The 17630-nt window shown below is 74.5% G+C and carries 22 protein-coding genes and 1 pseudogene; 7 read left to right on the forward strand and 16 right to left on the reverse strand.

The annotated features are described in order from the left end of the window. Window positions 1-52: 52 nt before the first annotated feature. Complete coding sequence (locus tag ACIRBX_RS18725; protein WP_402298424.1) at window positions 53-2443, reverse strand: Tex family protein; 2391 nt, start codon at window positions 2441-2443, stop codon at window positions 53-55. A gap of 158 nt (window positions 2444-2601) precedes the next feature. On the opposite strand from ACIRBX_RS18725, the gene ACIRBX_RS18730 reads away from it, so the two are divergent. Further along, on the forward strand, window positions 2602-2793 hold the full coding sequence (locus ACIRBX_RS18730; protein WP_402297975.1) for a DUF1272 domain-containing protein: 192 nt from the start codon (window positions 2602-2604) through the stop codon (window positions 2791-2793). 3 nt (window positions 2794-2796) lie between these two features. Here ACIRBX_RS18730 and ACIRBX_RS18735 read toward each other — a convergent pair whose 3' ends face one another. Together ACIRBX_RS18735 and ACIRBX_RS18740 are read right to left on the reverse strand one after the other, a co-directional pair. Next, window positions 2797-3456, reverse strand: coding sequence for a DUF6461 domain-containing protein (locus ACIRBX_RS18735; RefSeq protein WP_402297976.1), 660 nt, complete (start codon window positions 3454-3456; stop codon window positions 2797-2799). Between the two features lie 26 nt (window positions 3457-3482). After that, window positions 3483-4028 (reverse strand): hypothetical protein, encoded by a 546-nt coding sequence (locus ACIRBX_RS18740; protein ID WP_402297978.1) that lies wholly within the window; start codon window positions 4026-4028, stop codon window positions 3483-3485. Window positions 4029-4109: 81 nt separating this feature from the next. On the opposite strand from ACIRBX_RS18740, the gene ACIRBX_RS18745 reads away from it, so the two are divergent. After that, window positions 4110-4493 carry a PPOX class F420-dependent oxidoreductase gene (locus tag ACIRBX_RS18745; protein WP_402297980.1) on the forward strand — a complete coding sequence of 128 codons (384 nt, stop codon included), beginning with the start codon at window positions 4110-4112 and terminating at the stop codon, window positions 4491-4493. A gap of 154 nt (window positions 4494-4647) precedes the next feature. Here ACIRBX_RS18745 and ACIRBX_RS18750 read toward each other — a convergent pair whose 3' ends face one another. The 6 genes from ACIRBX_RS18750 to ACIRBX_RS18775 all read right to left on the reverse strand — a co-directional run bounded on the left by ACIRBX_RS18750 (window position 4648) and on the right by ACIRBX_RS18775 (window position 8931). Next, window positions 4648-5238 (reverse strand): hypothetical protein, encoded by a 591-nt coding sequence (locus tag ACIRBX_RS18750; protein WP_402297981.1) that lies wholly within the window; start codon window positions 5236-5238, stop codon window positions 4648-4650. Between the two features lie 127 nt (window positions 5239-5365). Further along, the gene (locus tag ACIRBX_RS18755; RefSeq protein ID WP_402297983.1) at window positions 5366-6202 is read right to left on the reverse strand and encodes a class I SAM-dependent methyltransferase; all 837 of its coding nucleotides are present in this window, start codon (window positions 6200-6202) and stop codon (window positions 5366-5368) included. A 146-nt stretch (window positions 6203-6348) separates the two neighbouring features. Next, window positions 6349-6801 carry a MarR family winged helix-turn-helix transcriptional regulator gene (locus ACIRBX_RS18760; RefSeq protein ID WP_402297984.1) on the reverse strand — a complete coding sequence of 151 codons (453 nt, stop codon included), beginning with the start codon at window positions 6799-6801 and terminating at the stop codon, window positions 6349-6351. A 134-nt stretch (window positions 6802-6935) separates the two neighbouring features. Continuing rightward, the gene (locus ACIRBX_RS18765; RefSeq protein ID WP_402297986.1) at window positions 6936-7427 is read right to left on the reverse strand and encodes an LPXTG cell wall anchor domain-containing protein; all 492 of its coding nucleotides are present in this window, start codon (window positions 7425-7427) and stop codon (window positions 6936-6938) included. A 13-nt stretch (window positions 7428-7440) separates the two neighbouring features. After that, on the reverse strand, window positions 7441-8070 hold the full coding sequence (locus ACIRBX_RS18770) for a DUF3515 family protein (RefSeq protein WP_402297988.1): 630 nt from the start codon (window positions 8068-8070) through the stop codon (window positions 7441-7443). Between the two features lie 51 nt (window positions 8071-8121). Beyond that, window positions 8122-8931, reverse strand: a complete 810-nt coding sequence (locus ACIRBX_RS18775) for an SGNH/GDSL hydrolase family protein (protein ID WP_402297989.1) — start codon at window positions 8929-8931, stop codon at window positions 8122-8124. A 118-nt stretch (window positions 8932-9049) separates the two neighbouring features. Between ACIRBX_RS18775 and ACIRBX_RS18780 the strand changes: the two genes are divergently transcribed. Then, window positions 9050-9934 carry a GNAT family N-acetyltransferase gene (locus ACIRBX_RS18780; RefSeq protein ID WP_402297991.1) on the forward strand — a complete coding sequence of 295 codons (885 nt, stop codon included), beginning with the start codon at window positions 9050-9052 and terminating at the stop codon, window positions 9932-9934. 535 nt (window positions 9935-10469) lie between these two features. On the opposite strand, the gene ACIRBX_RS18785 is transcribed toward ACIRBX_RS18780, so the two are convergent. Continuing rightward, window positions 10470-10922 carry a DUF3291 domain-containing protein gene (locus ACIRBX_RS18785; protein ID WP_402297993.1) on the reverse strand — a complete coding sequence of 151 codons (453 nt, stop codon included), beginning with the start codon at window positions 10920-10922 and terminating at the stop codon, window positions 10470-10472. A 110-nt stretch (window positions 10923-11032) separates the two neighbouring features. Here ACIRBX_RS18785 and ACIRBX_RS18790 point away from each other — a divergent pair, with 110 nt between their 5' ends. Continuing rightward, entirely contained in the window at window positions 11033-11893 is an 861-nt protein-coding gene (locus tag ACIRBX_RS18790) for a hypothetical protein (protein ID WP_402297994.1), read from the forward strand. Between the two features lie 63 nt (window positions 11894-11956). Here the strand turns inward: ACIRBX_RS18790 and ACIRBX_RS18795 are convergent, their stop codons facing one another. Both ACIRBX_RS18795 and ACIRBX_RS18800 read right to left on the reverse strand, forming a co-directional pair. Then, window positions 11957-12919 carry a phosphatidylinositol-specific phospholipase C gene (locus ACIRBX_RS18795; RefSeq protein ID WP_402297995.1) on the reverse strand — a complete coding sequence of 321 codons (963 nt, stop codon included), beginning with the start codon at window positions 12917-12919 and terminating at the stop codon, window positions 11957-11959. 168 nt (window positions 12920-13087) lie between these two features. Beyond that, a pseudogene (locus ACIRBX_RS18800) lies at window positions 13088-13438 on the reverse strand (winged helix-turn-helix transcriptional regulator); the annotation flags it as partial. Between the two features lie 118 nt (window positions 13439-13556). Between ACIRBX_RS18800 and ACIRBX_RS18805 the strand changes: the two are divergent. Then, window positions 13557-14768, forward strand: coding sequence for a pyridoxal phosphate-dependent aminotransferase (locus ACIRBX_RS18805; RefSeq protein ID WP_402297997.1), 1212 nt, complete (start codon window positions 13557-13559; stop codon window positions 14766-14768). A 12-nt stretch (window positions 14769-14780) separates the two neighbouring features. On the opposite strand, the gene ACIRBX_RS18810 is transcribed toward ACIRBX_RS18805, so the two are convergent. Continuing rightward, window positions 14781-15356, reverse strand: a complete 576-nt coding sequence (locus ACIRBX_RS18810; protein WP_402297998.1) for a GNAT family N-acetyltransferase — start codon at window positions 15354-15356, stop codon at window positions 14781-14783. A gap of 69 nt (window positions 15357-15425) precedes the next feature. On the opposite strand from ACIRBX_RS18810, the gene ACIRBX_RS18815 reads away from it, so the two are divergent. Beyond that, window positions 15426-15758, forward strand: a complete 333-nt coding sequence (locus tag ACIRBX_RS18815; protein WP_402298000.1) for a YnfA family protein — start codon at window positions 15426-15428, stop codon at window positions 15756-15758. A gap of 7 nt (window positions 15759-15765) precedes the next feature. Here the strand turns inward: ACIRBX_RS18815 and ACIRBX_RS18820 are convergent, their stop codons facing one another. Further along, window positions 15766-16344, reverse strand: a complete 579-nt coding sequence (locus tag ACIRBX_RS18820; protein WP_402298001.1) for a Uma2 family endonuclease — start codon at window positions 16342-16344, stop codon at window positions 15766-15768. A 137-nt stretch (window positions 16345-16481) separates the two neighbouring features. Here ACIRBX_RS18820 and ACIRBX_RS18825 point away from each other — a divergent pair, with 137 nt between their 5' ends. After that, on the forward strand, window positions 16482-16967 hold the full coding sequence (locus tag ACIRBX_RS18825) for a peroxiredoxin (RefSeq protein WP_402298003.1): 486 nt from the start codon (window positions 16482-16484) through the stop codon (window positions 16965-16967). A 7-nt stretch (window positions 16968-16974) separates the two neighbouring features. Here the strand turns inward: ACIRBX_RS18825 and ACIRBX_RS18830 are convergent, their stop codons facing one another. Next, window positions 16975-17433 carry an IMP cyclohydrolase gene (locus tag ACIRBX_RS18830; RefSeq protein WP_402298004.1) on the reverse strand — a complete coding sequence of 153 codons (459 nt, stop codon included), beginning with the start codon at window positions 17431-17433 and terminating at the stop codon, window positions 16975-16977. A gap of 3 nt (window positions 17434-17436) precedes the next feature. After that, a complete protein-coding gene (locus ACIRBX_RS18835; RefSeq protein WP_402298006.1) occupies window positions 17437-17592 on the reverse strand; it encodes a hypothetical protein in 156 nt (51 codons plus the stop codon). Window positions 17593-17630: the final 38 nt, after the last annotated feature.

Raw genomic sequence — 17630 nt, forward strand, 5'->3', positions numbered from 1 at the left:
GGGCCGCACCCCGCGGAGAGGTACGGCCCGACGGTGCGTCAGCGGCGCGGTGTCACTTGCCGGTCAGGCCCGCCCGGCGCAGGGCGTCGGCCATCGCGCTGTTGGCGGGCGCCGGCGCCGAGGCGGCGTTGCCCCGGCCACCCCGGTCCCGGCCGCCCTGGTCCCGGCCGCCCTGATTCCGGCCGCCCTGGTCCCGGCCACCGCCCTGGCGGGGCGGACGCGGGCCACGGTCGCGCTCCTGGCCACCGCCGCCCTGGCCCGGCCCGCCGCGCGGGGCCTCGTCGTCCAGCCGCAGGGTGAGGCCGATCCGCTTGCGCGGCACGTCCACCGTGACCACCCGGACCTTGACGATGTCGCCGGGCTTGACCACCTCGCGCGGGTCCTTGACGAAGGTCTTCGACAGCGCCGAGACGTGCACCAGGCCGTCCTGGTGCACGCCCACGTCGACGAAGGCGCCGAACGCGGCCACGTTGGTGACTACGCCCTCCAAGACCATGCCGACCTCCAGGTCGCCGATCTTGTCGACGCCCTCCTTGAAGGTGGCGGTCCGGAAGGCCGGGCGCGGGTCGCGGCCGGGCTTGTCCAGCTCGCCGAGGATGTCGGTGACGGTCGGCACGCCGAAGGTGTCGTCGGCGAAGTCCGAGGGCCGCAGGGCGCGCAGCGCGGCCCCGTTGCCGATCAGCGCCCGCAGGTCACCCCCGGTGGCGGCCAGGATCTTCCGCACCACGGGGTACGCCTCGGGGTGCACCGCCGAGCCGTCCAACGGGTCGTCACCGTCGGCGATCCGCAGGAAGCCCGCGCACTGCTCGAAGGCCTTCGGCCCGAGCCGGGCCACGTCCTTGAGCGCCCTGCGGGTGCGGAACGGGCCGTTGGCGTCGCGGTGCGCCACGATGTTGTCGGCCAGCGTGCCGGTCACCCCGGAGACCCGGGTGAGCAGCGGGGCGGAGGCGGTGTTGACGTCCACCCCGACCGCGTTCACGCAGTCCTCGACCACCGCGTCCAGCGAGCGGGACAGCTTCAGCTCGCTCAGGTCGTGCTGGTACTGGCCGACGCCGATCGACTTGGGGTCGATCTTCACCAGCTCGGCCAGCGGGTCCTGGAGCCGGCGGGCGATCGAGACCGCACCGCGGATCGAGACGTTGAGGTCCGGCAGCTCCTGCGAGGCGAAGGCCGAAGCGGAGTAGACCGAGGCGCCCGCCTCGGAGACCATCGCCTTGGTCAGCTTCAGCTCGGGGTGACGCTTGATCAGGTCCTCGGCCAGCTTGTCGGTCTCCCGGGAGGCCGTGCCGTTGCCGATCGCGACCAGCTCGACGCCGTGCTTCGCGGCCAGCGCGGCCAGGGTGGCGATCGAGGCGTCCCACTTGTTGGCGGGCTGGTGCGGGTAGATGGTCTCGTGCGCGACCACCTTGCCGGTGGCGTCCACCACGGCGACCTTGACGCCGGTGCGGAAGCCCGGGTCCAGGCCCATGGTGGCCCGGGTGCCGGCCGGGGCGGCCAGCAGCAGGTCGCGCAGGTTGGCGGCGAAGACCCGGACGGCCTCGTCCTCGGCCTCCTGGCGCAGCCGGGTGCGCAGGTCGATGCCCAGCCGGACCTGGATGCGGGTGCGCCAGGCCCAGCGCACCGTGTCGCCGAGCCACCGGTCGGCCGGGCGGCCCCGGTCGGCGATGCCGAAGCGGGCCGCGATCCGCTGCTCGTAGTCGTTCTCCCCCGGCAGGTCGCCGTCCGCGCCGTCGTACGGGGAGAGGTCGAGGTCGAGCACCTCCTCCTTCTCGCCGCGCAGCATCGCCAGGATGCGGTGCGAGGGGAGCTTGGTGTAGGGCTCGGCGAAGTCGAAGTAGTCGGCGAACTTGGCGCCGTCCTGCTCCTTGCCCTCCCGGACGGTGGCGACCAGGCGGCCCCGGCCCCACATCCGCTCGCGCAGTGAGCCGACCAGGTCGGCGTCCTCGCCGAAGCGCTCGACCAGGATGGCCCGGGCGCCCTCCAGGGCGGCCGGGGCGTCGGCCACCGCCTCGTTCAGGTAGGCCGAGGCAGCCTGATCGGGCGTCAGGCCCGGGTCGGCGAGCAGGGCGTCGGCCAGCGGTTCGAGGCCGGCCTCACGGGCGATCTGCGCCTTGGTGCGCCGCTTGGGCTTGTACGGGAGGTAGATGTCCTCCAGCCGCGCCTTGGAGTCGGCGGCCAGGATGCGCGCCTTGAGCGCGTCGTCCAGCTTGCCCTGGCCCTCGACCGACTCCAGCACGGCGGCCCGGCGCTCCTCCAGCTCGCGCAGGTAGCGCAGGCGCTCCTCCAGCGTGCGCAGCTGGGCGTCGTCGAGCTCGCCGGTGACCTCCTTGCGGTAGCGCGCGATGAAGGGGACGGTCGAGCCGCCGTCGAGCAGCTCGACGGCCGCTCTCACCTGCCCCTCCCGTACACCCAGCTCTTCGGCGATCTTCCGTTCGACTGGCATGGTCACGAAGCCGGTCACCTTCTCCTGGTCCAACGCTTGAGTACCGTCCGCATTCTGGCAGGATCTCGCCGGAGGGTGGCACTGACACCCCTTCACCTGCGGTTTTCCTTGCCCCCACAATGGTGCCGCCCCCACCTGACGGAGCGAAGGAGAAGACCGTGGCCCTGGAGATGCGCGAGCTCTGCGAGCGGTGCGGCACCGCCGCCCTGGCGGCGGACGGCCCCGCCCGGATCTGCTCCTACGAGTGCAGCTACTGCGTGCCGTGCGCGGACTCGATGGACCAGGTCTGCCCGAACTGCGGCGGCGAGCTGGTGGACCGTCCGCGCCGGGTGGCCGTCGCCGTCGGCTGACGGCTACTCGTCCCCGGTGTAGCCGTCCGGCACCTGCACCAGCTCGAACCCGGCGTCCCGGAGCAGCTCCTCGGTGATCCGCACGCCGGTCAGCCGCTCGGCCAGGGCGAAGGCCGCCGCCTTGGCGTCGAGGACGGGGGTGGCCAGGTGCTCCTCGTCCGTGAACGGGTACCCGACCTCGCGGAGCTGCCGGAGCAGGGTGTCGGGGGTGCTGCCCTCCCGGGTCCCGGCCGCCTCGAAGGCGGTCCGCAGCTCGCCGTCCTCGTACCAGTGGAAGAGGTCCATCGGCTTGCCGCCATTGCGGGAGTGCAGCACCGCGCGGCCACCCGCCGACAGCGCCCGGGCGAAGTCCGGCGTCATCCCCGAGCCGCTGTCGAACTGCAGGGCCAGCAGCCAGCTCGCGCCGTCGTCCCCGGGCAGGGTGAGCAGGCCCGAGACGAAGTCCTCGTCCGCATGGTCGAGCTCGTCGAGGAGCTCCTCCTGACGCTCGATCAGCCCGGCCGTGCCGGTGCAGGTGCCCTGCGGCTCGGCGGCGGTCACCCGCCGGAGGTCCGCCGGGGTGACGCCCCGGGCCAGCAGCAGACTGAAGCCGTACGCCATGCCGTACGCGTACCAGGGCGTCGCCCCGATCCAGGCGTAGTCCCGCGCGGTTGCCGTTCTCATCCGCACAGTCTGCCCTGCGCCCCCGCTCAGAGGACGAACGGGTCCGGCCTGCGGTCCCGGTGGCGCAGGCCGCAGGCGCGGGCGGTCTCCAGCAGGGCGGCGAACTCCTCCTCCCGGTGGCGGGCCAGGAAGGCCAGCCCGGGGGCCTCGGGGCCCCGGCCGAGGCGTTCGGCGAGCCGGCGGTAGAGCGACCAGGCGGAGGTCAGCCGGACGGCGCGCGACGGCAGCACCTCCAGGTCGAAGGCCACCACCGGCACCGGGGCCCCGGCGATCCGCACGCCCAGCTCGGTCACCATCGAGACCGCCGGCCAGGGCAGCCCGACCTCACGGGGTAGGAAGGCGAAGCGCACGGAGAGCCCGGCCTCGGTCGCGGTGAGGCGGCCCGGCCGCAGCACCTGGAGCGAGGACCAGAGCAGCCCCGGCACCGCCAGCGAGCACCCGTACACCAGGTAACCCGGCCCGGCCCGCCCGGCCGCCGCACCCAGCGCCACCAGCCCGGCCCCGACCACCCCGGTGGCGAACGCGAGGGCCGTGTCGCCCTCCGCCGCCGTGGTCGCTCTGGCGTACGTCACCACCACCCCCGTTCACCCGTCCGCCGTCCGGCGGGTCGTCCCGGTATACCCCAGCTCGGCGGCCCCGCCTAGACTCCTGGCATGAGCCCCCAGTCGATCGACCAACTCGCCCGTGGCAAGTACCTGTTGGTGACCACCTTCAAGCGGGACGGCTCGGGTGTGCCGACCCCGGTCTGGGTGGTCCGGGACGGCGACGCGCTGGGCATCTGGACGGTGGCCGACTCCTGGAAGGTCAAGCGGATCCGCAACCGCGCGGACGTCCTGGTCGGTCCCTGCGACGTCCGGGGCAATCCGAGCGGGAAGCAGGTGCCCGGCACCGCCGAGATCCTGGACGCCGCCAAGGCCCACGAGTACCGGGCCCTGCTGGGCCGCAAGTACGGCCTGCTCGGCCGGATCACCCTGCTGGGCAGCCGGCTGCGCCGGGGCCACACCGGGACGGTGGCGATCCGGATCACCCTGAGCTGACTGCCCGTCAGGTCCGGTGCCGGACGGCCGCGACGGCCGGTCGGCCGCGATTCCGGGGCGGCCGCAGCGCTCGGGCGCTCGCGGTCCTCAGGTGGCCGGTCCTCAGCCGGCCGGTCGTCCGGGCCGCTTCACCGAGGCCGCCGGCGGCCACCGGTCAGGCCCAGGGCGGGGCGCCCGCGTCGTCGGCCCAGAGCGACAGGGCCCGCTGGTCGACCGGGCGCAGGCCCTCCTCCGCGCAGCGGGCGCTGGCGGCCTCGGTGAAGCGGCCCGGTGTCACCAGGGCGGTCAGGTCCGAGCGTGCGGAGCCGGCCGGCTCCGGCAGCTCGGCCGGCCCGACCCGGGTGCGGGCGTCCGGCCAGGCGGCCCGGAGCAGCAGGCGGCGGCCGTCCGGGACGGTGGCGAGCACCCCGGCGGGCCCGAGCACGGTGACGGCGGTGCAGCCGTCCCGGCGGCAGAGCTCGGCCAGGGCCCGGCAGAACGCCTCGGGGGTCATCGCGAGGAAACGCCCACCGTGCCGCAACTGGGCCACCCGGGCGGCGAATTCGCGCCGCCGGGCCAGCACCCGGGCCCGGCCGGTGACCGTCCCGATCAGTGCCCCCACCACCAACAGCAGGGCGAGCAGCACCAGTTGGCGGGACAGCCAGCTGACCGCGAGCGACACCGCCAGCACCGAGGCCACCGCCGCCGCCATCAGCACCGGCACGCCGTCCCGCTGCGGCACCGCCGCCGCCCGCCCTCGGCCCACGTTCTCCCCCTCACACCGTCCGACCGGGAGATCGTAGGCCCCCGAACGTCCGGACGGTACGGCGCCCCACCCGCCGCCACCCGCAGCTCCCGCCGCCCCTCGCCACGGCAGTCACCCGCAAGCAGCGTCAGCCGAGCGGCTCCGGGCGGCGGCCCGCCGTCAGCAGGTGGCCGCTGACCCCGAGCAGGGCGGGGTCCGTCTCGGTCAGCCGCATCGCGTGCAGCACGGTGGCCCGCCGCCCCTCGTCCGCCAACCAGGCGTCCAGACCGCCCATCAGCCAGGCCGCGCCCTCGACCCCGTACTGCCCGGTGGCCGCCAGCCCGGCCGCCTCGAACTCCCCCGGCACCTCGCCGGGCTGGTGGAAGTAGGCGGTGGTGAAGCCGGGCTGTTCGGCGGACGGCCGCAGGTGGCCGTCGACCGTCACGGCATCGACGTGCGGGCGGCGCGCGGGGTCGAAGTAGTTCTCCTTGTACAGGGTGTCGTGCAGCCCGGCGAAGCGGTTGATGGTGGCGGCCACCACCGGGCCGCCGGGCCGGACCACCCGCCGGGCCTCGGCCAGTGCCCGCACCCGGTCCGGCCGCTCCGTCAGGTGGTAGAGCGGGCCGAGCAGCAGCACCGCGTCCACCGAGGCGTCCGGCACGTCCAGCGCCCGGGCGTCGCCGACCCGGGCCGTCACGCCCGGCCGCCGTCGGGCCTGCTCCACGTGCAGCGGCACCGGGTCCAGCAGCTCGACCCGGTACCCGAGTCCGGCCAGCCAGCCGGCGTACCGGCCGCTGCCGCCGCCCACGTCCAGCACCCGGGCCGGGGCGGGCGGGAGCAGTCGCAGCAGCAGGTCCCTGGTGCGCAGCTCCTCCAGGCGGTTGGCGCCCCGGTCGAGCCGGCCGTCCTCCTCGCCGCGCTCGTAGTACGCCAGCACCTCGGGCCGCAGCTCCGGGGCGGCCTGCGCCGCATCCTCCGTCGTCATCCCGGGAGCCTGCCCGGACCGACGGCGGGCTCGCAATCGGATTACGCTCCGTCGCCTCCCCCGGTGCCGGCCCGGCTCCCCCGAGGGGCCGGACAACGGACCCACACCTCGTCAGGTGCGGGCGCCACCCCGGGGGGTGGGAAGTGTCACCAGGTGGGCCGGAGCTGGCCGACCGGGGCGAGCAGGTTGAGGTCCTCGTGCAGCTCGTGCAGGCGGCGCCGGCCCAGCGCGGTCGCCCAGGGGCGGACGGCGTCGGCGGCGGCGGCCTCGGCGGCGCGGGTGCACTGCCGGCCCAGCTCGGTCAGCACGATCAGCTTGGCGCGGGCGTCGCTGGGGTGCGGATGGCGCTCGACGTAGCCCTTGCGGACCAGGTCATCGACCATCTGGCTGGCGGCCTGTTTGCTGACGCCGAGGTGGCCGGCCAGCTCGTTCACGGTGGCACCGTCCCGGGCCAGCCGGGCGAAGGCGAAGCCGTGCGCGGGGCGGAGGTCGGTGAAGCCCCGGTCGCGGACTCCGGTGTCGATGGCGTGCACCAACTCGGAGGCGAGGGCGATCAGCAGGGGCGGGAGGCTCTGGGCGATGGACTCGGGCTCGCTCATACCGGAAGTCTGCCAGTCCCCTTCACCGAATGGTCAAGCGAACTGACCAGTTGGACAAGCCACTTGACCAATGCCGAGGGCCCCCGCGACTGCTTCGGCGGGGGCCCTCGACTGCTCAGCGGAGCGGTCTGCCGTTACGGCTCACGGCGCCTCCGGCGCGCGATCAGCAGGGCCGAACCACCGACGGCCACCAGACCGAGCGCGAGGCCCGCCTCCAGCCACACGCCATCGGAGCCGGTGTGCGGCAGCGGCAGCGGTGCGGCCGGGGCCACGCTGTCCACCGTCGCGGTGGCGGGCGGCGAGAGCGTCGAGGCGCCGTCCGGGGTACGGCCGCCCGCGGTGGCCGTGTTGCGCAGCGGCCTGCCGGTCAGGTCGGCCGCCCGGACGGTGTACTTGGCCGTGCAGGTGGTCCGCTGTCCGGGGAGCAGCGGGCGCTGCTCCGGGCAGCTGACCGGACCCATCGGGCCGGCGCCGGTGAACTCGCCCTCGCCGGGCACGATGTCACGCAGCGTCACACTCCCGGTGTCGGTGACCAGGACGCTGTAGGTGATGGTGTCGCCCGGCTTGGAGGGCCAGCAGTACGACGGATGACAGAGCGGCAGAACTGACGAGCCGTCGGGACTCACCTGCTCGGACGCATCACCCGGTGGCGTCCTCGCCCGGGAGCGGCGGTTCGTCGTCCACCCCGGTGTCCCCGGCGAGGTCGGGGATCCAGGCCCGGACCCGGGGAGAGAGGTCGGCCAGCGGGTCCAGCGGGCTGGGATGGGCCCCGGCCGGCACGGTGACCTCCACGTACACGCCCCGCCGGGTGGTGGTGAGCCGGTGCCCACCCCGGCCGTCCGGCTCGTCGTACCAGACCACGCCCGAGACGGCCGGCGAGGGCTTCCGCCGGTTCTCCAACGACTCCAGCGAGGCCGGCCGGTCGACCCCGCAGCGCAGCACCGTCCTCGGGCTGCTCTGCCAGGCCAGCACGTACCGGTCCGGCCGGCTGTCCGGCGCCGGGCCGTACCCCCGCACGCTGACGGCCTGCAACGCCGCCATCAGCGCGTCGCAGTGCCCGGCCGCCCGGCCCTGCGGGTGCCCCGGCTCCAACGGCGGTTCCGGGTCCTCGGCGGGCGCCAGCAAGACGGCCCCGCAGATCGCGGCCAGCACCGTCGGGAGGGCGGCCAGCCGCACGACGGCGGGGAGCCGCCGGGCCGGGCCGGGCGGGCCGGCCAGGGCTGCCGGGGCTGCCGGGGCTGCCGGGGCTGCCGGGCTGGGCGAGCTCATCGGGCGCTCCGGATTCCGGGGAGGAGTGGGCGGGGCCGGCCTGACCGCACGTCAGTCCCCGTACGGCAGCAGCTCGGCCCGCTTCGGGGGCCGGCCGTCGCCGGAGGAGCGGCCGGTGAGACGGCGGCCGATCCACGGGCCCAGGTGGGCGCGCAGCCACCTCAGGTCGGCCCCGGCCTCGGCGGTCCGGCTGCGCGGCGCGGCGGGCGGCAGCGGGGCGCGCCAGTCGAACGGCGCGGGGCGGCCGAGCGCCTCCAGCACCGCGACGGCCACCCGGCGGTGGCCCTCCGGGGAGAGGTGCAGCCGGTCCTCGTCCCAGAGCCGGCGGTCGTCGAAGCAGGGCGCGGAGAACAGGTCCACCACCCGCAGGTTCGGGTGACGCCGGGTCAGGCCCTCGACGTACGCCTTCATCCGCAGGATCGCCGGGAGCAGCCGCGCGCTGCCGCCGAGCCGCCGGGTGGGGTCGGTGCTGGTGAACATCACCACGGTGGAACCGCCCGCGAGCAGCTTCTCCGCCGACTCGCCGAGCAGCCGCTCGACCAGCTCGATGTCGCAGCCAGGCCGCAGCACGTCGTTCAACCCGCCGGCCAGGGTGACGAGTTCGGCCGCCATCGCGGCGCCTGCGTCCACCTGCTCGTCCCGGATCTGGCCGATCAGCTTCCCCCGCACCGCCAGATTGGCGTAGCGGAAGGCCGGGCCGGGCCCGGCCGCCGCGACCTCGGCCGCCAGCGCCTCGGCGACGCGGTCGGCCCAGCCCCTGTAGTGGCCGTCGGGGAGCAGGTCGTCGCACATGCCCTCGGTGAAGGAGTCCCCGAGCGCGACGTAACTGCGGTACGTGGTGGTGGCGGTCTGGTTCGTCATGGCAGCACGATCGTACGCGCAGGGCCCCGGCGCATCCGGCGGGCCCCCATCGGGCTGCCGGGCGGGCCGCCCGGACAATCGGGTGGCGCCCCGGGCGGCCTGCTGCTTTCATTCGCCCGTGACCGATGACACCGCTGCCGACCGGCACTCCGCCTCCCCGAACCCCACTTCCCCGGGCACCGCCGCTGCGGGCACCGCCGGGCTGCTCGACCGCCTGGAGCGGTACTACGACGCCGTCCCGCGCAGCGCCGCCCGGGCCGAGGACTTCGGCCCGCTCTCGCTGTTCCTGCGCAACGGGCCCGGCTTCCCCTACTACGCCCGCCCGACCCTCGGCTGGACCGGCCCCGGCGCCACCGCCGAGGACGTCGAGCGGGTCCGGGCCCGGCAGCGCGAGGAGGGGGTGGCCGAGGCCTTCGAGTGGGTGGCCGAGACCACCCCCGGCCTGCGGGCGGCCGTCGAGGCGACCGGACTGGCCGTCCACGGCCACCCGTTGATGGTGCTCTCCGACTCCGCGGACGCACCGGCCCCCGCACCCCCGGCCGAGGTCACCGTCCGGCTGGTCGGCGCGGACGACCCGTCACTGGCCGAGGCGATCGCGGTGGCCTACCTCTCCTTCGGCGAGCCCGGGACCGCGATCGGCACTGCGGGGAGCGACGAACTGGCCGCCTTCACCGCCCGGTTGGCCGAGGACGGGACGGCCGAGCGGATCGCCCGGCGGATCCGCGACGGCCTGACCGTGGTCGCCGCCGCCTTCGGCCCGGACGGCACCGCCCTCTGCGGCGGCCAGCACCAACCCGTCGGCGAGGTCACCGAGTTGGTCGGGATCGGCACCCTCCCCAGCGCCCGCCGCCAGGGCCTCGGTCACGCCGTCACCGCCGCCCTGGTCACCGACGCCCGGGCCCGGGGCGTCCGGACGGTCTTCCTCTCGGCCGGCGACGACGACGTGGCCCGGATCTACGGCCGGGTCGGCTTCCGCACCGTCGGCACCGCCCTGATCGCCTAGGCGTAGCCCGCCCGCCCCGGGGGCCGGACTCGACGGCGGGTGCGGCCCCCGCCCGCCAAGGGGTCCGCACCGCCCGCACCGAGGGCAACCACGCCCCGGCCGCCCCGGGCCCGCCCGTCCGGTGGTCGCCACCACGGGCCGTGGTCACCGACCTCACCGGACGCGTCCTGCCGCACCGTCGGGCGGGCGGCCGGCGGCCGCTGGACGCGCTCCCCGGCGGCACGGACCTCGGCGGGTCGCTGCCCGGCGCGGCCGTCCGGGAGACGCGGGAGGTCCGGTAGGAGACCGGCCCGGCCGTGGAGATCACCGCTCTGGCCGGCACCCGCGCTCACCGTCCGGGTGCCGGGCGGCGGACCGGCCAGCTCCACCGAGTCCGCCGAACTCCGCCGGGTGGGCGCCGACGAGCCGGACGGCCTCCCGGCGCACCACCCCCCCAGCGGCTCCGGCCGGACCACTTCCACCGGGCCCGCCCCCGCCCCTCCCGGGCCACCCCCGCCGTCCGGCCCGCCCGGCCGCTCAGGCACCGGGCAACCGCTCAGGCACCGGGCGGCGGGAACCCCTCCCGCAGCGTGAACACCTGCGGCCCCGGCCCCTCCGCCCGCAGCTTCAGCAGCTTCTCCTCCGCCTCCGCCACGGTCGGCCGGTGCCCGGCCGGCACCCACCAGAGCGCGGTCATCACCTCCCCCACCCGGGCGAACCACTCCCGCCGCCGGCGCAGCACGGCTATGTGGCCCGGGCTGTAGACGTACGCCTCCAGCGCGTCCGGGTCGCGCCAGACCGACATGTTGACGATCAGCCACTCGTCGTCGAAGACCACCTTCTCCCCGGCGGTGGCCGGTTCGGTGTACCGCCAGACGAAGCCGTTCGCCTCCTCGGCGAGCTGGTTGACCGGGTCCAGCGCACGGACGAAGTCGGCGAGTTCGGGGCCGTCGAGCGGGTAGAGCAGGCGGGCGAGGTTGACCTGGGCAAGTTGGTGAGTGACCGTCATCCGCGGAACATAGCCCCTCCCACCTGCGGCGCTCACCTTCTTTCCGCCCCTCGGACGCCGCCGCCGGAACCTCGTGGCGCCACCGGCCGGCCCGCTGTCATCCTGGTGCGGTGGGAGACAGGGCGAACATCGTCGTGGTGCGGGAGGACGGCACCAAGGAGCTGTACCGGTCGGGCTGGGCGGTCGAGCTCGACCTGGACCTGCTGGCCGGGCCGGACGCGCTGCTCGCCTCGCTGCCCGGACTCAAGCGGGACGGCTGGTGGCTGGACGACCTCCACGCGCAGGCCGGGGTGGTGGTGGACCTGGCCCGGCGGGTGCTGGCCTACTTCGTCGGGGAGGGACCGAGCGTCGAACTCCGGCACCGGGAGGCCACGTTGGCCCTGCTGGCCGAGGTCTGGCCGGGCTGGCGGGTGCGCTGGCTCCACCAGGGCCAGGCCGACCTGCTGGCCCTGGTGGGCCGTGACCCGACCGGCGCCCGTGCCGGCGTCCGGCGGATCCACCCCGAGGAACTGCTGGCCCCGGACGACGAGGAGCTGGCCGACGAGGACCCGAACACCGTGGTGATCACCCTGCCGGGCGGCCGGTCGCACGTCACCTCCGCCGTCGCCGACCACCCGGTGCGCGAGGGTCCGGCGCTGCTGGCCCGGTTGGCGGACGCCCCCCGGCACGGGGTGGTCCGGCTGCCCGCCGCCTCGGGCCTCCACCTCGACCCGAAGCGTCACCGGCTGGGCTGGTGGTGCGCGTACTTCACCCCGGAGGCGGACCTGGTCCCCGCGCTCTGGCCGGGCTGGACGGTGGAGTTCTGGCGGGACGACTGGCGGCGGCAGGTCCGCGCCTCCGCCGGTCTGTTCGCCCCGGCACCCGCCGACTCGGCCGGGGCCCGGGCGGCCGTCCTCGCCCGGGCCGCCGAACGGGTGGACCACCGGGCCCGCCACGACCTGCTCGTCGCCCGGACGGCCGCCCGGCGCTGATCCGCCCGGACGCCCGCCGCACCCGGCCGGGCGCGACCGGGCACGCGGCCGGACCCGGCGCCGTCAGAGGAAGTTCTTCCCGATCAGCAGGCCGACGATCCGTTCGTCGAAGTCCGGGAAGTCCATCGGCACGATGCCGAGGTGGATCCGCTCGGTCTTCCGGGCGTCCAGGTAGCGGAAGACCCGGGGCAGGATGGCACCCGCCTGGGTCTTCGGCCAGAGGCCGTTGGCGTAGCTGGTGAAGTTCACGTACATCTCGGCCGCGCCCTGGTCGTAGAAGGCCCGGTCGAACCACTGCTCCACCAGGGTGGACTTCTGCCCGGTCGACACCCCCTGCCAGGTGTCCTGGGTGCGGAAGAAGCCGTTGCTCCCGCTGGACCACTGGATCACCGGCCAGGAGTTGCCGAAGTCCGCCACGAAGACGATCCGGCCCCGGGCCTCGCCTAGCCGGGGCCAGCGGGGCTCGGTCCAGAACAGGCTGCGGTAATTCATTGCCGGATCGTCCAGGTAGTACCCGATCCGGCGGGCGAACTCCTCGTCGCCCAGCGCCTGTCCGCCCGCCCGCTCGTTCCGCACCCGCATCACCAGCACCTCGCCGGGGAAGCGCCGCAGGTGGTCGCGGCAGGCGTTCAGCACATCCTGGAAGCGGTGGTACTGGTAGAAGCGGTCGTGGTAGACACCCAGCTCACTGGCGGTCCCCTGGAGCCCATTCAGCCGGATGTCGAAGAACCGGATGCCCTTCTCCAACTGCTGTGGCAGGCCCCAGTTCTGGGTGTGCGACCACTCGGTGCCGTTGGCCGGGTCGGTGCACCAGGAGTCGTGGGTGCCGGGGATGGTCAGCCGGGTGAGCGGCAGGCCGCCGTCCAGCGCGGCCATCCAGTCCGAGCCGGAGGGGCCGACGGCGCTCGCGGGTGCCGCCACCGCGATGCCCAGGGTGGCCAGCACGGCCGTACCACCGGCTCCGGCTCCCCACCTCAGGACCTCGCGACGGCTCGGGCTCGGTCGGCTCGGGCTCGGTCGGCTCATGCTGGGCTCCGGTTTCTGGCGTGGACAGGACAGACGCGCAACGCCCATCCTCGCGCGCCACCCGGGCCGGGCACCATCCCCGTGCACCGCGAAGTCCCGTACCGCCGAACCTCCTTGAGGCCGCCTCAGGTCGATTCAGACCGGGTTCGTCGCCGTCGCCGCCGTCACCCAGTGCCCGCGCACCGCATCCGTCGGCCGCTGCTCCCCCAGCGCGTCCAGCCCCCAGGCACCCAGCGCGTCCACCACGTGGCGCAGCGCCAGGCCGCGCTCGGTGAGCTCGTAGACCGTGGCATTGGCCGGCCGCTCCAGCTTGCGGCGCTCGACCAGGGCCTCCGCCTCCAGCTGCTTGAGCCGAGCCGCCAGGATGTCGGTCGACACGCCCGGCAGGTCGGCGTGCAGGTCGGTGTACCGGCGCGGGCCGCGCAGCAGTTCACGGACGATCAGGAGGCTCCAGCGCTCTCCCACCGCGTCCAGGGCGCGGGCGACGGCGCAGTACTGGTCGTAGCTTCGGCGTGACATGCGGATCAGCATAGCCAAAAGGTTGGACTTTCCAAGTGGGTACTTGGTAGAACAAAGCAACCGGATGACGGATGACGGCGCGTCACGGGGTACGGGTACCACGGTCGGGAGGCCGCAGATGGAGTTTCGGCAGTCCAGCAAGCTGGCTGGCGTGTGTTACGAGATCCGCGGCCCGGTGGTCGAGCAGGCCAACGCGCTGGAGGAGGCCGGCCACAGCGTGCTCCGGCTGAACACCGGCAACCCCGCCCCGTTCGGCTTCGAGGCACCGGAGGAGATCCTCCAGGACATCATCCGCAACCTGCCGAACGCCCACGGCTACAGCGACTCGCGCGGCATCCTGCCGGCCCGCCGCGCGGTGGTGCAGTACTACCAGCAGCGCGGCGTCCCCGGGGTGACGGTCAATGACGTCTACCTGGGCAACGGCGCCTCCGAGCTGATCCAGATGGCGGTCCAGGCGCTGGTCGACGACGGCGACGAAGTCCTCGTCCCCGCACCGGACTTCCCGCTCTGGACGGCCGTGGTCCGGCTGGCCGGCGGCAAGGCCGTGCACTACCTCTGCGACGAGGAGGCGGAGTGGTACCCGGACCTGGACGACATCGCCTCGAAGATCACCCACCGCACCAAGGCCATCGTCGTCATCAACCCGAACAACCCGACCGGCGCGGTCTACCCGAAGGAGCTCCTCCTCGGGATCCTCGAACTCGCCCGCCGCCACGGCCTGATGGTGCTGGCCGACGAGATCTACGACAAGATCCTCTACGACGGCGTCGAGCACCACTGCCTGGCCGCCCTCTCCGACGACGTGGTCACCCTCACCTTCAACGGCCTCTCCAAGGCCTACCGGGTGGCCGGCTTCCGCAGCGGCTGGCTGGTGGTCTCCGGCCCCAAGCAGCATGCCAAGGACTACCTGGAGGGGCTCACCATGCTCGCCGGGATGCGGCTGTGCCCCAACGTCCCGGCCCAGTACGCCGTGCAGGCCGCCCTCGGCGGCCACCAGTCGATCCACGACCTGACGCTGCCGAACGGCCGCCTCACCGAGCAGCGCGACGTGGTCCACCGGGCGCTCAACGAACTCCCCGGCGTCAGCTGCGTCAAGCCCAAGGGCGCGCTCTACGCCTTCGCGAAGCTCGACCCGGCCGTGCACCGGATCGTCGACGACGAGCGCTTCGTCCTCGACCTGCTGCTCCGCGAGAAGATCCACATCGTCCAGGGCACCGGCTTCAACTGGCCCCGCCCCGACCACTTCCGCTTCGTCACCCTCCCCCGGGCCGACGACCTGGAGACCGCGATCAGCCGGATCGGCCGCTTCCTCACCACCTACCGCCAGTAGGCGCGCGGCGGCTCAGCCCACAGCCGCCCGCTCCCACTCCCGGCGGGTGATCAGGTACTCCACGTCGCCGTGCTCGGCGCCCTCGATGTAGTCCGGCCACTCCTCGTGGAAGGTGCGGACGTGGCGCAGCCCGGTCTTCTCCATCACCCGCCGGGAGCCCGCGTTCACCGTCATCGTGGTCGCCACCACGGCGGGCGTGGCGGTGTGCGCGAAGGCGTGCCCCACCAGCGCCCGGGCCGCCTCGGTGGCGTAGCCGTGGCCCCAGGCCGCCGGGCGGAAGCGGTAGCCCAGCTCGGTGCCGCCCGCCGCCAGGCCGACGCTGTCGGCCGGCTGCAGCGCGACCCAGCCCAGGAACGCGCCGTCCGCCTTCGCCAGGACCGCGAACGTGCCCAGCCCGTCCGGGAGTTCGCGGTACCCCCGGAGGATCGCCGGCAGCACCTCGCGCTCCACGGCCTCCCTCGGCTGCGGGCGCCCGGTGTCGATGTACCGCATCACCAGCGGATCCCCGTGCAGCTCCGCCAGTGCGTCCAGATCCGCACCACCGAATCGCCGCAGTACCAGCCGCCCGGTCTCCAGAAGTCTCTCCACACCCCCGATTCGACCAAGCCGCGCGCCCCGCCACAACCCGGTTTCGGCCCGGCCGCCTAGGCTCTGATCATGACCGTCCTGCGCTCCGTCCTGCTCTTCCTGCTCGCCGCCGTCGCCGAGATCGGCGGCTGCTGGCTGATCTGGCAGAGCGTCAGGGAGTCCCGCCCGTGGTGGCTGGCCGGCCTCGGCATCGTCGCCCTGGGCGCCTACGGCTTCGTCGCCGCCCTCCAGCCCGACGCGAACTTCGGCCGCGTCCTCGCCGCCTACGGCGGTGTCTTCGTGGCCGGCTCGCTGCTCTGGGCGATGGCCCTGGACGGCTTCCGCCCCACCCGCACCGACGTGCTCGGCGCGCTGGTCTGCCTGGCCGGCGTCGCCGTCATCATGTACGGCCCGCGCCGCTGACGTCCGCTCATCGTGCGTAGCGCTTGAGGATCTCCGTCTCCAGGGTGAACCCGACCGGCCCGGGAAGCTCCAGCTCGCTGCCGTAGGCCCGGGTCACCGTGGTCCGGTAGCGGCCGTCCTCCGGCTCGCTGTGGACCGTCACCTCACCACGTTCACGGTCGATCAGGAGGTAGACCGGGATGCCGGTCCAGGCGTAGGCCACCGGCTTCTCGATCCGGTCCCGACGGTCGGTGTCCTGGTCGTAGGAGGTCACCTCCACTGCCATCAGCACCCCGTCGGGGTCCGCCCACTCACCCTGACCCGCGAAATGGGCGACCGGAGCGAGCACCCCATCAGGACGGGCCCGCCCCGTGCGGTACCGCTCGACCGCGAGTCCCTGCTCCACGTGCAGGTCGCACTCGGGCAGGTGCTGCATGCACTGCCGGAGCAGCCACATGACGATCGCTCCGTGGTCGCCATCGGGCACGGCCTTGACCCCCAGCCTTCCGTCGACGAACTCCAGGGTGACCGTCTCCGGCGCCGCTGCGGCGATCTGCTCGAACTCCTCGACCCGCATCTGCGGCCGATCGGTGGCCATGGCGGTCATCGTGACCCCTTCCGCAGTCCGGCGGTGCTCCGGCAACCAGCGCTGACCCAGTACAGTGCCACCGTACTACCTCGTCCGTAAGGCCCAGGGCCGTGAACCGCACGTCCCGGCAGCGTCTTCACCGGAGGGCACTCCCCATGGCCAAGCCACCCGTCGTCGGGGCCTCGGCGCCCTCGTTCTCGCTGCCCGGGGTGCTCCTGGTGGAGGACCTGGCGGAGCGCCGGGAGTACCGCCTGGAGGAGGCCAAGGGGAAGCCACTGGTGCTGGTCTTCTACCCCGGGGACGACACGCCCGTCTGCACGAAGCAGCTGTGCTCCTACACCTCGGACCTGGACCGCTTCCGTGACCTCGGCGCGACGGTCTGGGGCATCAGCCCGCAGGACCTGGACAGCCACGAGCGCTTCGCCCGCAAGCACCGCCTCGGCTTCCCGCTGCTCGCCGACCCGGACCGCGCGGTGGCCCGGGCCTACGGCATCACCGTCCCCGGCCTGGGCCTGCGCCGCTCGGTCTTCATCCTGGACGGCGGCTCCACCGTGACCTGGCGTCACGTCGCCCTGGCCGGCCTCACCTTCCAGCACGCGGACACCCTGGCCGCCCAGCTGGAGACCCTCCGCGGCGCCTGACCGTCCCTCAGGCCGCCACCCGCAGCAGCGAGCCGGGCCCCTCCGCCGGGTCGATCACCACGGCGGCCACCCGGTACTCGGGGCTCAGCGCGGCCCAGATCCCGGCCAGCAGCTCAGCCGCGTCCCCGGCCGTCACCGCCACCTCGTCGTACGGCGCGGCCACCGCCACCTCCCGCCCGTCGGAGCGGTAGGTGGTGAGCAGCACGCCCTCCCCCGGCTGCAGCTCGTCCACCGCGAGCGTCATCACGTTGCTGCTCAGCCGCCCCGCCCCGCGCCCGGCCGCCCGGCTCGGGCGCGCCGCACCCAGCACCGCCCGCTCGCCGTCCCGGCTGATCAGCGCGGTGATCCGGGAGGTCCGGATCGGCGGATCCGGCTCGTACTCCAGCCCGCTCAGTGCGACCACCGGCGCGGCCCCGCCCCGCAGCCGCTCCGCCACCTGTCCGACCTGCTCGCCGTTGCCGAGCACCAGTCAGTCGTCGGCCAGGGTCGCCGCCGCGTAGTGCCGCAGCGGGTCGTGCCCGGCGTCCCCGGTCGGCCCGACCAGCAACTCGCCGTCCACCAGGCGCAGTTCACGGTCACGCGAGGCCCCGCTCCGGCGGTGGGCCGAGGACGGCGCCGCCCTCACGGACCTGCTGCGCCTCCCCCGCCGCAGCCGCTCCGGCC

The organism is Kitasatospora sp. NPDC096147 (assembly GCF_044763225.1).
GTDB lineage: Bacteria > Actinomycetota > Actinomycetes > Streptomycetales > Streptomycetaceae > Kitasatospora.

Coding starts and splice junctions, on each gene's coding strand:
- ACIRBX_RS18725 (WP_402298424.1), bottom strand. CDS start 2,443: ATGCCAGTCGAACGGAAGATCGCCGAAGAGCTGGGTGTACGGGAGGGG.
- ACIRBX_RS18735 (WP_402297976.1), bottom strand. CDS start 3,456: ATGAGAACGGCAACCGCGCGGGACTACGCCTGGATCGGGGCGACGCCC.
- ACIRBX_RS18745 (WP_402297980.1), top strand. CDS start 4,110: ATGAGCCCCCAGTCGATCGACCAACTCGCCCGTGGCAAGTACCTGTTG.
- ACIRBX_RS18755 (WP_402297983.1), bottom strand. CDS start 6,202: ATGACGACGGAGGATGCGGCGCAGGCCGCCCCGGAGCTGCGGCCCGAG.
- ACIRBX_RS18760 (WP_402297984.1), bottom strand. CDS start 6,801: ATGAGCGAGCCCGAGTCCATCGCCCAGAGCCTCCCGCCCCTGCTGATC.
- ACIRBX_RS18770 (WP_402297988.1), bottom strand. CDS start 8,070: ATGAGCTCGCCCAGCCCGGCAGCCCCGGCAGCCCCGGCAGCCCCGGCA.
- ACIRBX_RS18775 (WP_402297989.1), bottom strand. CDS start 8,931: ATGACGAACCAGACCGCCACCACCACGTACCGCAGTTACGTCGCGCTC.
- ACIRBX_RS18785 (WP_402297993.1), bottom strand. CDS start 10,922: ATGACGGTCACTCACCAACTTGCCCAGGTCAACCTCGCCCGCCTGCTC.
- ACIRBX_RS18795 (WP_402297995.1), bottom strand. CDS start 12,919: ATGAGCCGACCGAGCCCGAGCCGACCGAGCCCGAGCCGTCGCGAGGTC.
- ACIRBX_RS18805 (WP_402297997.1), top strand. CDS start 13,557: ATGGAGTTTCGGCAGTCCAGCAAGCTGGCTGGCGTGTGTTACGAGATC.
- ACIRBX_RS18815 (WP_402298000.1), top strand. CDS start 15,426: ATGACCGTCCTGCGCTCCGTCCTGCTCTTCCTGCTCGCCGCCGTCGCC.
- ACIRBX_RS18820 (WP_402298001.1), bottom strand. CDS start 16,344: ATGACCGCCATGGCCACCGATCGGCCGCAGATGCGGGTCGAGGAGTTC.
- ACIRBX_RS18825 (WP_402298003.1), top strand. CDS start 16,482: ATGGCCAAGCCACCCGTCGTCGGGGCCTCGGCGCCCTCGTTCTCGCTG.